This is a genomic window from Flavobacterium suaedae, from assembly GCF_014642915.1.
Classification (GTDB): Bacteria; Bacteroidota; Bacteroidia; order Flavobacteriales; family Flavobacteriaceae; genus Flavobacterium; species Flavobacterium suaedae.
This window is the reverse complement of sequence record NZ_BMJE01000005.1, coordinates 136,634-149,354: the sequence shown is the minus strand read 5'-3', so window position 1 is coordinate 149,354 and position 12,721 is coordinate 136,634. Positions and strand designations below refer to the sequence as shown.

At 34.3% G+C, this 12,721-nt stretch carries 11 protein-coding genes; 8 read left to right on the top strand and 3 right to left on the bottom strand.

From position 1 onward, the window contains the following. Nucleotides 1-53 precede the first annotated feature (53 nt). The gene (locus tag IEW45_RS10845; RefSeq protein ID WP_188621274.1) at nucleotides 54-1,535 is read right to left on the bottom strand and encodes an NAD(P)H-hydrate dehydratase; all 1,482 of its coding nucleotides are present in this window, start codon (nucleotides 1,533-1,535) and stop codon (nucleotides 54-56) included. A 213-nt stretch (nucleotides 1,536-1,748) separates the two neighbouring features. Between IEW45_RS10845 and gcvT the strand changes: the two genes are divergently transcribed. From gcvT to IEW45_RS10810, 7 genes are all read left to right on the top strand, one after another. Further along, on the top strand, nucleotides 1,749-2,834 hold the full coding sequence (gene gcvT / locus IEW45_RS10840) for a glycine cleavage system aminomethyltransferase GcvT (protein ID WP_188621273.1): 1,086 nt from the start codon (nucleotides 1,749-1,751) through the stop codon (nucleotides 2,832-2,834). A gap of 3 nt (nucleotides 2,835-2,837) precedes the next feature. Continuing rightward, a complete protein-coding gene (locus IEW45_RS10835) occupies nucleotides 2,838-4,886 on the top strand; it encodes a S41 family peptidase (RefSeq protein WP_188621272.1) in 2,049 nt (682 codons plus the stop codon). Nucleotides 4,887-4,965: 79 nt separating this feature from the next. Then, nucleotides 4,966-5,679, top strand: a complete 714-nt coding sequence (locus tag IEW45_RS10830; RefSeq protein ID WP_188621271.1) for a YebC/PmpR family DNA-binding transcriptional regulator — start codon at nucleotides 4,966-4,968, stop codon at nucleotides 5,677-5,679. A 131-nt stretch (nucleotides 5,680-5,810) separates the two neighbouring features. Further along, on the top strand, nucleotides 5,811-6,377 hold the full coding sequence (locus IEW45_RS10825; RefSeq protein WP_188621270.1) for an RNA polymerase sigma factor: 567 nt from the start codon (nucleotides 5,811-5,813) through the stop codon (nucleotides 6,375-6,377). Beyond that, nucleotides 6,370-6,963: a hypothetical protein gene (locus tag IEW45_RS10820; protein ID WP_188621269.1), complete on the top strand. Its 594-nt coding sequence runs from the start codon at nucleotides 6,370-6,372 to the stop codon at nucleotides 6,961-6,963. The genes IEW45_RS10825 and IEW45_RS10820 overlap by 8 nt, the downstream gene beginning before the upstream one ends. After that, nucleotides 6,944-7,996 (top strand): hypothetical protein, encoded by a 1,053-nt coding sequence (locus tag IEW45_RS10815; protein ID WP_188621268.1) that lies wholly within the window; start codon nucleotides 6,944-6,946, stop codon nucleotides 7,994-7,996. The genes IEW45_RS10820 and IEW45_RS10815 overlap by 20 nt, the downstream gene beginning before the upstream one ends. A gap of 124 nt (nucleotides 7,997-8,120) precedes the next feature. Beyond that, nucleotides 8,121-8,846, top strand: a complete 726-nt coding sequence (locus IEW45_RS10810; protein WP_188621267.1) for a head GIN domain-containing protein — start codon at nucleotides 8,121-8,123, stop codon at nucleotides 8,844-8,846. Nucleotides 8,847-8,927: 81 nt separating this feature from the next. Here IEW45_RS10810 and capA read toward each other — a convergent pair whose 3' ends face one another. Both capA and IEW45_RS10800 read right to left on the bottom strand, forming a co-directional pair. After that, nucleotides 8,928-9,968, bottom strand: coding sequence for a cysteate synthase (capA, locus tag IEW45_RS10805; protein WP_188621266.1), 1,041 nt, complete (start codon nucleotides 9,966-9,968; stop codon nucleotides 8,928-8,930). Between the two features lie 84 nt (nucleotides 9,969-10,052). Continuing rightward, the gene (locus IEW45_RS10800; RefSeq protein WP_188621265.1) at nucleotides 10,053-12,182 is read right to left on the bottom strand and encodes a S9 family peptidase; all 2,130 of its coding nucleotides are present in this window, start codon (nucleotides 12,180-12,182) and stop codon (nucleotides 10,053-10,055) included. Nucleotides 12,183-12,256: 74 nt separating this feature from the next. On the opposite strand from IEW45_RS10800, the gene IEW45_RS10795 reads away from it, so the two are divergent. Then, nucleotides 12,257-12,580: a YbaB/EbfC family nucleoid-associated protein gene (locus IEW45_RS10795; RefSeq protein ID WP_188621264.1), complete on the top strand. Its 324-nt coding sequence runs from the start codon at nucleotides 12,257-12,259 to the stop codon at nucleotides 12,578-12,580. Nucleotides 12,581-12,721: the final 141 nt, after the last annotated feature.

The window sequence follows — 12,721 nt, the reverse complement described above, 5'->3', positions numbered from 1 at the left end:
AAATTCACTATTCCTCAATTAAAAAACAAGATTTTTGATAAGTTTTCATTCTATTACACTTTATCTATCTGTTTATAAGCCTGTGAGAGATAGTCTATAATAGATGAAGCAGTAAAAGTATGTGCACTAATTTCCTTTATTGCAATATCAGCAGTAAGCCCATGCAGATACACGCCTAAAACAGCTGCTTCAGTATTATTATACCCCTGAGCTAAAAGCCCTGTTAGTATTCCAGTTAAAACATCGCCACTGCCACCTGTTGCCAAAGCAGCATTACCACTGGAATTTACGTATACAGTATCACCATCTACAACAATAGTACGGGCATTTTTAGCTACTATAACTACTTTATTTTGTTTAGAAAATGTTTTTAGTTTTTCCAGCATATCAAAATCATCGTCCCATTCCCCTATTAATCGTTGTAACTCTTTAGGATGTGGTGTAAGTATAGACTGTTGGGGTAATAATTCCAGCCACTTTTTATTTTTTGACAGTATATTAATAGCATCGGCATCTATAACTGTTTTAGTAGGTTTCATTAAGAAGAAGTCATAAATAGATCTTTGAGTTTCCTTTTCTACTCCTAATCCCATACCAATACCTATTGATGATGGTTCTAAATCAAAAGCTATTTCCTGTATATGTTCATCACTATCGGTTAGTACCATCGCTTCCGGTAAATAGGTTTGCATAATGGTATAACCACACTTAGGAATGTATGCTGTTACCAAACCACATCCTGCTTTTAATGCTGCTTTTGCCGAAAGGCATGCTGCACCCATTTTACCATAGCTCCCCCCTATTATCATAGCATGCCCTTGCGTACCTTTATGTGCAGAAGGAGAAAGAGGCTTATATATTTGTGATGCTACCTGATTATCTGTTAAATAATAATTGGTTTCAGTTTCTGCTATACACGCTTCATCAAGACCAATATCTAATACTTCTATTGCTTTTACGTATGGATAATTGCCCGGCAGGTAAAGTGCCAGTTTAGGTACTTGAAATGTTAGTACATAGTCTGACTGTACTGCTATTTCAGTTTTTCGGTCTAAAAACAAACCTGACGGAACATCTATCGCTATTTTTACAGCTTTTGTATTATTAATATAGGTAATAACCTTTTTAACCTCATCATTAAGCGATCTCGTTAAACCTATACCGAATATAGTATCTATTATTACCTGCTTTTTTTCAGCTTCAGCATAATTAAGGGTTGGTTCTAATCCAACACTCTTTAACCTGTCTAAATTAATAGTAAAATCATCGGTAGGTTTACCCGCTCCCTCTACTATAGTGGCTGATACATTATAGCCTTCTTTTTTAAGTAATCGAGCTATTACCAAGCCATCGCCACCATTATTGCCCTGTCCGCAAAAAACATGGAAAGTGGTTTCTGTATTAGTAAATTTATTCTGAATCCATTGGAAGGCTTTAGTCGCAGCGCGTTCCATTAGTTCCGTTGAAGTAATATTCTGTTTTTGAATGCTGATAGTGTCAGCTTCTTTAACTTGGGAAGCATTAAAAATTTTCATGGGTGGTTAAATTGCAGATAGTAAATTTATGAATAAAAAATGTAAGTGCATTTTATTAAATATTACTTTAACCGTAAATTTAATACCACCGGACAACCTGATTTTCAATTGATATATGGTTGTTTTAATCTTTAATAATTAAGGATTAGAGCGCTCTTTTGCTAAATTTTCAATAATTTAGCAGCCTAAAATAATATTACAAACATAAATTCAATGAAAAATACTGCGCTTACGCACATACACGAGGCACTTGAAGCTAAAATGGTTCCTTTTGCCGATTATAATATGCCTGTACAATATGAAGGAGTAAATGTAGAACACGAAACTGTTAGAAATGGTGTAGGTGTTTTTGATGTGTCGCACATGGGCGAATTTTTACTTTCAGGACCAAAAGCTTTAGACCTTATACAGAAAGTTTGCAGTAACGATGCTTCTAAACTTACTGTGGGCAGAGCGCAATATTCTTGCATGCCAAACGAAAATGGCGGAATTGTTGATGATTTAATTATATACAGAATTAAAGAGGAAGAATATCTTTTAGTGGTAAACGCCTCTAATATTGAGAAAGACTGGGACTGGATATCATCTAGAAACAACATGGGTGTTGATATGCGTAATATTTCTGATGCTTATTCGTTATTGGCTATACAAGGGCCTAAAGCAGTAGAAGCAATGCAGTCGTTAACATCTGTAGACCTGTCTGCTATTAAATATTACCATTTTGAAGTGGCGGATTTTGCAGGTATAGACCATGTAATTATTTCAGCTACAGGATATACAGGTAGTGGCGGATTTGAAATTTACGCTAAAAATGACGAAATTGTACAAATATGGGATAAAGTATTTGCAGCAGGAGAACCTTATGGTATTAAGCCAATAGGTCTTGCAGCACGTGATACCCTGAGACTGGAAATGGGATTCTGCCTATACGGAAATGATATTGATGATACTACTTCTCCTCTTGAAGCCGGTTTAGGCTGGATTACTAAATTTACAAAAGACTTTACTAATTCGGAAGCACTTAAAAAGCAGAAAGAAGAAGGTGTAAGCCGTAAACTAATAGGTTTTGAACTTACCGAAAGAGGTATACCAAGGCAAGGTTATGAAATTGCCGATAAAGACGGTAAGGTTATTGGTAAAGTAACATCAGGTACTATGTCGCCTTCATTAAACAAAGGTATAGGTTTAGGATATGTGCCTACAGAGCTTTCATCAGAAGGAAGTGAAATATATATTAAAATCAGGAAAAATAACGTTCCTGCCAAGGTAGTTAAACTACCTTTTTATAAAAAAGAATAGCTTATGAAGAAATTTATCGCACTCGCCATATTATTATGCATACAGGCAACAGCCCAAAACCATGAAAAAGCGTGCGATATATTTTTCAGAATGAATAGTGTGCTGCAATCAGAGCACGTACAGCCTAAACCGGTAGACGACAGTCTATCGGTTTATGTTTTTAATACGGTTATTACAGCACTGGATAAATACCGAACTATTTTAGTGGAAGAAGATTACACTAAACTTTCAGTACATAAATATAAAATAGACGATTACATAAATAACAATCAGTGCGCTTTTCTTAACGATTTTATTACTACCTATAAAACAGCATTAAACCGTAGTAAAACCAGTATTGAAGAAATAACTGCCTCTGCCCTTCCCCTGTCTTTAAATGATTCTATACGGTACTCAAAAAAAGCATTTCCTTTTAATAAAGATGTTGAGACTAATAAAAAGTTTATCCGTAAAAAAATAATACACGATATACTGGAAGATATAGCCAAACAAAGTAAAAATAAAGACTCTCTTAAAGTAAAACTCACGGAGCTTGCTCCAGCATCTCAGGAAAAAATAAAAGAAGCTGCTTTATGCCGTATCAATGGTTTACTGGAACCTTCGGAGGGGTTTGAAAACAGCATGTACAATCAATTTTTCTCTGCTTTTTGTTCTTACTTCGACCCCCACTCTACCTACTTCAACTATAATGAAAAGGCTTCTTTCATGTCTACCGTTTCAAATGAAAATTATTCATTAGGAATATATGTAAGTCTTAATGAAAAGGAAGAGGTTGTAGTAGAAGAAATTGTACCAGGAGGACCTGCCTATAAAACATCTAAAATAGATAAGGGCGACCAGCTTTTAAAATTAGCAGCTAATGATTCCGAGTACACTGTAACCTGTGCATCTATGGAGGCTATTAACGATGTCGTTTTTTCTGATAGCTATAAAGACGTTACCCTTACACTTCGCAAAAAAGATGGTACAGTATATTCCGTAGCATTACAAAAGCAAATAATGCAGGCGTATGACCATAGTGTATACAGTTATATTATTGGCGATAATGAAAGCCCTATAGGCTATATTAAAATTCCGAGCTTTTATTCCGGTGCAGACCGAAATGGTATAAAAGGTTGTGCCAGCGATGTAGCTAAAGAGATAGTAAAACTTAAAGAGAAAAACATTAAAGGCCTAATTGTAGATTTACAGTATAATGGTGGTGGCTCTATAGATGAGGTTATAAGTCTTGCCGGCATGTTTATTAACTATGGTCCTGTTACAGTAATAAGCGGTAAAAGTGACTATAAAAATATTGTGAAAGATTATAACCGAGGAATGCTCTATAAAGGGCCTATGGTGGTTTTGGTAAATGAATTCTCAGCCTCGGCAAGCGAATTTTTTGCAGGTACTATGCAGGATTATAACAGAGCAGTAATTGTGGGTAGTACTACACTGGGCAAAGCCAGTATGCAGGCTATAGTACCATTACACGAAGGCAGAGAAAATAATGATTTTATAAAAGTCACTATAGATAAATTTTACAGGGTTACAGGTAAAAGTAATCAGTATATAGGTATAGTGCCCGACGTTAAGCTCCCAACATTTTATAATTACCTGAAACAAAGGGAGAGCGATATGCCAAATGCTTTTAAAAATGATAGTTTAGATATACACCTAAAATACACCCCACTATCTAACAACTATTTAAAACAGGCTGTTACTAACAGTCAACACCGTATTGCAAACGATAGTTTGTTTACGGCAATGGATAAAATCAATCAATCTATTGAAAAGGTTTATCATGAAGATAAAAAACCTGTAGCTATTAATTTTGATGCTGTTTTCAATGATGTTCATAATAACGATAGCTTATGGGAAGATGTTAATACTTTATTTGAAACCGATACGAAACTTAATGTACAACAGGTAGCTAATACCAACATGGAAGAATTAAACGATACATTTTATAAAAGTATGGACAGCTATAAAATAAAGCTTATTAAAAACGATCCTTATATAAAAGAGGGGTATAATATAGTAACCGATCTATACAATATGCAAATACCCTAAAAAACACTTTAAAATCAGTGTTACATAGTTTTGCTAAAACAATGAATAAGTTTATTTTTGTGTTGCTAAAAAATAATATATGGGAAGAGCATTCGAGTTTAGAAAAGCCAGAAAAATGAAACGTTGGTCAGCCATGGCTAAAACGTTTACCAGAATTGGAAAAGATATTGTTATAGCAGTTAAAGAAGGTGGTCCTAATCCTGAAAGTAATGCAAAACTAAGAGCTGTAATACAAAATGCTAAGGCTGCAAACATGCCTAAGGATAATATTGAAAGGGCTATAAAAAAAGCATCGGATAAAGATACTGCTAATTATAAAGAGGTTTTATTTGAAGGTTATGCTCCACATGGTATTGCTATAATTATTGAAACCGCAACTGATAACAATAACAGAACTGTAGCAAACATCAGAAGTTATTTTAATAAATGTAACGGTACACTTGGCACACAAGGTTCTGTTGAGTTTATGTTCGACCATACATGTAACTTCCGCATACCTGCCGAAGGACAAGATGTAGAAGAACTTGAACTGGAAATGATAGACTTTGGTGTTGAAGAAATATTTGAAGATGAAGATGGTATTGTAATGTATGCCCCATTTGAAAGTTTTGGGGCAATACAAAAAGAACTTGAAGACAACAGAGGTTTAGAAATCCTTTCTTCAGGATTTGAAAGAATACCACAAGTAACAAAAGAACTTAATGAAGAAGAAGTCGCTGATGTGGAGAAATTGCTTGAAAAAATTGAAGAAGATGATGATGTGATGAATGTGTATCACAACATGAAAGAATAATATGCTTATATGAAAAGCTGTATTTAAGACGCCTTAATCGGGCGTCTTTTTTATTTTTATATACTTTATTTATCCAAACTGTAACATTTGTTGTAAACAGTATGTCTTTATAATAAACAGAAAAACAAAAGTTGATAGCCACCGACACAAATATTAATGAGCTAATAGATTTATGCAAAAAAGGCAATCAAAATGCCCAGTATGAAGTATATGAGTCATACTACAAGGCTATGTATAATATTGCCCTGCGCATAGTTAAAGATGTGCATTGGGCTGAAGATATAATGCAGGAAGCTTTTTTAAAAGCATTTACTAAAATAGACTCGTTTAAAGGAGAGGTAACTTTCGGGGCATGGCTTAAGCGTATCGTTATCAATCACAGTTTAGACAGTTATAAAAAAGTAAGTAAAGAGCCGTTAACCGAACTGGAACCTACACTATATAAAGTGGAACATGAACCGGAAGATGAAAGCGAAAATAATAATGGTATTGATGTCTCAAACATTCAGGTTCAGCAGGTAAAAAATGCTATTAACAGCCTTAAAGAAAATTATCGCATAATACTTACCCTACTCTACATTGAAGGTTATGATTATGAAGAAATTTGTGAAATACTGGATATAACTTCGGCTAATTGCCGGACAACAGTAAGCAGGGCTAAAAATGCTTTGTTAAAAAAACTAAGTAAAAATGAGTAAAGAAAAAGATAAAATAGAAACGTTTTTCAGTAACCTTAAAGACTCCTCTTGGGATACTGAAGAACCAACTATAGGGCATAGAGAACGCTTTATGGCAAAACTGGGAAAGCAGGAAGGTACTGGTAACCAAAGTAAACCCAAATCATTCAGAAGACTTTGGCTAACAGTAGCTACACCCATAGCAGCAGCAATAGTATTGTTTTTAGGTATATTTTTAACCTATTCTCCTGAAGACACTATTGAAAATGATATAGCAACGAATGAAATAGCAGACTTACCACCTAAAGTACAGGAAACACAATTATATTTCTCCGGTATTATAAAGCAGGAAATGGCTAAAATTGAAAAAGAGTCTACCCCTGAAACCAAAAAAATTGTAGATGATGCTGTATTACGTATGGCTGAACTGGAAAAAGACTATGATAAGCTAATTATTGAAATCCAGAAAAACGGCGAAAACAAACGTATTATACGCGCTATGATAACTAATTTACAAACAAGGATATCCTTTTTAGAAGAAGTACTTATAAGAATTGAGAATACCAAAAAATTAAAGCAAAACTATCATGAAAAAAATAAAACATAATATAATACTATTATTGCTGCTAGCTCCTTTAGCTTTAATGGCAAACAACGCTCCATTTAAGTATTCCAAGCAGAAAAAGATAAACAAATCCTTTAATGTATCGGCTAATGTTAACTTTATTGCTTCTAATCAATACGGCCATATTTACCTTACTACCTGGGATGAAAATAAAGTAGTTGTAGATATTGTAATTACAGTTAGCTCTAACAGGGAATCTGTAGTAGAGAGAAGACTAAACGGCATTGATATAGATTTTAATGCATCACACAATAGTGTAAGTGTTGAAACAGATATAGATAACTTTTCCGGTAATGCAGAAATTTCTGTTAACTATACAGTAAAAATACCTAAAAAAGGGAACCTGGTTTTAGAAAACGAGTATGGTGGTATTATACTGGATAAAATATATGGCACTACCCAAATTTCATGTAGCTATGGCAGTGTTAAAGCTAAAGAACTTAATAGCCAAAATAATGTAATAAGCCTTGAGTATTGTGACAATAATCATATTGAATATGCTAAACGTGCCACTATAGAAGTTGAATACTCCAGTATTAAACTGGATAAAGCAGAAAGTGCTACAATAGCCGCAGAAGGCAGTGGCACAACTATAGGAACTATAGGAAGATTAACTATTGCCTCTGAATATGGTAATTTAAAAATAAAAAGTTTAGATGTTGCCACTCTTGATGTAGAATATGGGACATTAGCCATAGAAAATATCAATCAGGGAGCTACAATAGTTATTGAATATGGTAGTCTTGATATTAAAAAGCTTTCGGAGAATACTAAAAATGTTGTTATTGATAGTGAATATTCTTCTGTAAAAATTGGCTATAGTAAAGATTATGCTTTTGATTTTAATTTTGCATTAGAATATGGAGAACTTAAAGGAAAAGAAAATTTATCTATACAAAGGCAAGCTATAGACGATTATGAGTACTATTATAGTGGTTATCATAAATCATCAGGTAAAAATAAACTTACCATTTCATCAGAATATGGAGATATTATACTTAATAGGGTTAATTAATACAACCTTCAGCTAAAAAATATCGTCTACCTTATAAACAGCCGAAAATCAATCATCAATTTAATCATCAATGGCTACTAATAAAGTAGCTGCCAATTAATCATCAATCAAAAAACGTTTAATCATGAAAAAAGTAATATTTATTATTACCTGCCTTCTTATTGCCATAACCGTAGCAGCACAGGAACAGTTTATACAGGGCTCCAACAAAAAAATTAAAGTTGCTAAAACTGTAACCGAATTTAATAAGGTAATTATAAACGGTCCTTTTGATGTTAAACTGATTCAAGAAAATAACAGGAGTGATAATACAATCACATTAAAAGGTGCTGATAATATTTTGGATATGTTAGAGGTAAAAGTAGCTGATGGTACTTTAAATATAGGTTTACCTGAAGGAATGCAATTTAAAGCACACAAAAACAACAGAATCAAAATAAAAATACCTTTTAATAAATTAAGCGATATCACACTAAATGGTTCAGGTAAAATATATTCTAACGGTATTATTACCGAAAATATAAATATTATCTTAAATGGTTCAGGCTCAATTAAAATGTGGAGTAAAGCCCAAAATATACATACTACTTTAATGGGACCCGGATATGTAGAAGTTAAAGGGTATACAGATACATTTACCTGTAAACTTATAGGTAATGGAACTATTGAGGCGCAAAAGCTAAAAACTGATATTACAGATGCAGTTATATCAGGCTCCGGAAATATTAATGTGTTGTGCCAAAAATCTATTACAGGGCGAATAGACGGTGCCGGCACACTTGCTTTTAATGGTACCCCAAACAAGCAAGATTTAAAAAGAAAAGGAAATGGAGTTTTTCTTCTGTTATGATGATGCAGAGAGGTTTGAGTTTAGTTCAAAAAAAAGCATCCTTATATAAGGATGCTTTTTTATTATGTATAAGTAATTATATTACTTTATAAACTCTATCTTTTGTTCTGCTTCAAGGTTAACGCTGTCAAAAAAGCCTTGCTCATTCATCCAGTCGTCGCTAAATACTTTACTCATATAGCGCGAACCGTGGTCAGGGAATATTAATATAACATTACTGTTCTCATCAAACTCGCCTGCTTCAGCATATTGCTTTACAGCCTGGAATGCAGCACCACTGGTGTACCCTACAAATAAGCCTTCTGTTTTAGCAATATATCTTGCTGCATGAGCACTATCTTCATCTGATACTTTCATGAATTTATCAATCATATCAAAATCAGTAGCTGTAGGTATAAGGTTTTTACCTAAACCTTCTATTCTGTACGGGTAAATTTCATCGCTGTCAAACTCTCTGGTTTCATGGTACTTTTTAAGTACAGAACCATAAGCATCAACACCCAGTACTTTAATATTCGGGTTTTGTTCTTTCAAATATCGTGCAGTTCCGGAAATTGTTCCTCCTGTACCGCTACACGCTACAAGGTGCGTTATTTTTCCGTTTGTCTGTTCCCATATTTCAGGACCTGTAGTATTATAGTGTGCATCAATATTTAAATCATTAAAATACTGATTAATATATACAGAACCTTTAGTTTCTTCGTGAAGTCTTTTCGCTACATTATAGTAAGAACGCGGGTCATCTGCCGAAACGTGTGCAGGGCAAACATAAACCTTTGCTCCCATAGCACGTAACATATCAATTTTGTCTTTAGATGATTTAGAACTTACTGCTAAAACACATTCATAGCCTTTAATAATACTTACCATAGCCACACTAAAACCTGTGTTACCCGAAGTAGTTTCTATTATAGTGTCTCCCGGTTTAAGTATACCTCTTCTTTCGGCTTCTTCAATAATATATAACGCAATTCGGTCTTTGGTGGAGTGACCCGGATTAAAGGCTTCTACTTTTGCGTAAAAATTCCCTTTAAACCCTTCTGTAATTTTATTGATTTTAATTAGTGGTGTGTTACCAATTAATTCCAATATATTATCGTGGGCTTTTATTTCTTCTTTCATAAAAAAAATAAGTTAATCAAGGTAAACTATGTACATAGTTTTTATTAACCTCAAAACCATGCAAAGCTAACAAAAAAAATTTAATTACTTTTTAATTCCTTCTAAATCTAGTAAAAAAGCATACTCTTTAGCAACTTCTTTTAGAGCTTCAAATCGCCCTGAAGCTCCGCCATGCCCCGCTTCCATATTGGTATCTAAAAACAACAGGTTATTATCTGTTTTCATAACCCTTAATTTAGCGACCCATTTTGCAGGCTCCCAATATTGAACCTGAGAATCATGCAGACCTGTAGTTACAAGCATATTAGGATACTCCTGAACCTTTACATTATCGTATGGAGAATATGATTTCATATAGTCATAATACTCCTTTTCGTTAGGGTTACCCCACTCGTCATACTCTCCTGTAGTAAGGGGTATACTATCATCAAGCATAGTAGTTACTACATCTACAAAAGGTACTTGTGCAATAACACCGTTATAAAGTTCCGGTGCCATATTTACTACTGCACCCATTAATAAACCACCTGCTGAACCTCCTTCGGCATATAAATGCTTTGGTGAGGTATAGCCTTCCGCTATTACAAACTTAGAACAGTCTACAAAGTCAGTAAAAGTATTTTTCTTTTTTAATAGCTTTCCATCTTCATACCAGTCACGACCTAAGTCCTCTCCTCCGCGTATATGTGCAATGGCATATATAAAACCTCTGTCCAGCAAACTAAGTCGTACAGATGAGAAGTAAGGATCCATAGATGCACCGTAAGAACCATACGCATATAAAAGTAGCGGATTTTCGCCATCTTTTTCCATACCTTTTCGGTACACCATAGAAATAGGCACTTTAGTACCATCTTCGGCAGTAGCCCAAACTCTTTCTTCTTCGTAGTTGTTTTTATCAAACTTACCACCCAGTATTTCCTGCTCTTTCATTACCGTTTTCTCACGCGTCTTCATATTAAAATCGATAACAGAAGAAGGCGTAATCATTGACTGATAACTGTAACGTAATACATCAGTATCAAAATCAGGATTTGATGAAGTATAAGCCGTATACGTTTCACTTTCAAAAGGCAGGTAGTACTCCTCCCCTTCTGACGGACGTATTCTTATTTTATTCAATCCGTTAGAACGTTCTGATATTACTAAGTAATCTTTAAAAATATCTATATCTTCAAGCAATACATCTTTACGGTGCGGTATTACCTCAACCCAGTTATCTTTACCTGTATTACTTTCAGGCGTTTGCATTAACTTAAAGTTAGTTGCCTCGTCTTTATTGGTAAGTACATAAAATTTATCATCATAATGAGAGATACCGTATTCTAAGCCGCGTACTCTTGGCTGGAATATTTTAAATTCACCATCAGGCTTGCTGGCATCCAGTATTCTGAATTCAGAAGTTAAGGTGCTTTGCGAACCTATTACAAGGTATTTTTTAGACTTTTCTTTATATACAAAAGTTGAAAAAGTATCATCTTTCTCATGATATACCAACTCATCTTTAGCCACATCTTCGCCCAGTTTATGCTTGTATATTTTTTCTGAACGAAGCGTTACAGGGTCTTTACGGGTATAGAATAATGTTTTGTTATCACCAGCCCATGTAGAACCTCCTGTAGTATTTTCAATCTTTGCAGGTTTTATTTCTCCTGTCATAAGGTTTTTAACCTGTATAGTGTACTGCCTGCGCGAAACAGTATCTACACCAAAGGCTGCCCATTGGTTGTCTTCACTAACATTAATACCGTTTAACTTAAAGTAAGAATGACCTTTTGCCATTTCATTACAGTCAAACATTATTTCCTCTTTTGCATCAAGGCTACCTTTTTTACGAGAGTAAATTGGGTAATCCTTTCCTTTTTCATATCGGGTAATGTAATAGTATCCATTATAAAAATACGGTACCGAAGAATCATCCTCTTTAATTCTGCCCTTCATTTCTTCATAAAGGTCTTTCCTGAACTCTTTAGTGTGTTCAGTCATTTTTTCGTAATACTCGTTTTCTTTTTCTAAGTATGCTATTACTTCGGGGTTTTCCCTTTCATTCAGCCAGTAGTAGTTATCAACCCGCACATCACCGTGCTTTTCAAGTTCTGTAGGTTTTATAGCTGCTTTAGGGGGAGTTGGTGTGTCAGTCATTGATGTTTTTTCATTTTTCTGATTGCAGGCAAAAATAAAACAAACACAAACGATAAGTAAGCTTTTTTTCATTCTTTTAATTGGTTAGTATATAAACATGCAATTTAATATTTTTGCACGGTATATAATTTATAAAATCAATAAAAATGTTTGGAGATATAATGGGAATGATGGGTAAAATTAAAGAAACCCAGCAAAAGATGGAGGAAACCAAAAAAAGACTTGATTCTGTTTTGGTAGATGAGCAAAGTAACGACGGTTTATTAAAAATAACCCTTACCGCTAACAGAGAGGTAAAAAATATTGAGGTTGACGAGTCTTTACTGGAAGATAAAGAGCAACTGGAAGACTATTTGGTAATGACGCTTAACAAGGCTATTAAAAAAGCCGGAGATGTTAACGAGGCGGAACTTGGCGCAGTAGCTAAAGATGGTATGCCAAACATACCGGGAATGGATATGTTTAAGTAATATAGTTATAGTTCTCAGGCAATAGGTAATTAGGGTATTAGGCAAAAGCCAAGAGTACTAAAGAAACAAAATAATAAAAGTCATTGCGAGCGAAGTGCGGCAATCCATTAGTAAGATTGCCCTGTCAGTTCCTTTCTCACA

Excerpts from the sequence above, each read along its gene's own strand:
- IEW45_RS10845 (WP_188621274.1), bottom strand. The coding sequence starts at position 1,535 with ATGAAAATTTTTAATGCTTCCCAAGTTAAAGAAGCTGACACTATCAGC.
- gcvT (WP_188621273.1), top strand. The coding sequence starts at position 1,749 with ATGAAAAATACTGCGCTTACGCACATACACGAGGCACTTGAAGCTAAA.
- IEW45_RS10835 (WP_188621272.1), top strand. The coding sequence starts at position 2,838 with ATGAAGAAATTTATCGCACTCGCCATATTATTATGCATACAGGCAACA.
- IEW45_RS10830 (WP_188621271.1), top strand. The coding sequence starts at position 4,966 with ATGGGAAGAGCATTCGAGTTTAGAAAAGCCAGAAAAATGAAACGTTGG.
- IEW45_RS10820 (WP_188621269.1), top strand. The coding sequence starts at position 6,370 with ATGAGTAAAGAAAAAGATAAAATAGAAACGTTTTTCAGTAACCTTAAA.
- IEW45_RS10815 (WP_188621268.1), top strand. The coding sequence starts at position 6,944 with ATGAAAAAAATAAAACATAATATAATACTATTATTGCTGCTAGCTCCT.
- IEW45_RS10810 (WP_188621267.1), top strand. The coding sequence starts at position 8,121 with ATGAAAAAAGTAATATTTATTATTACCTGCCTTCTTATTGCCATAACC.
- capA (WP_188621266.1), bottom strand. The coding sequence starts at position 9,968 with ATGAAAGAAGAAATAAAAGCCCACGATAATATATTGGAATTAATTGGT.
- IEW45_RS10800 (WP_188621265.1), bottom strand. The coding sequence starts at position 12,182 with ATGAAAAAAAGCTTACTTATCGTTTGTGTTTGTTTTATTTTTGCCTGC.
- IEW45_RS10795 (WP_188621264.1), top strand. The coding sequence starts at position 12,257 with ATGTTTGGAGATATAATGGGAATGATGGGTAAAATTAAAGAAACCCAG.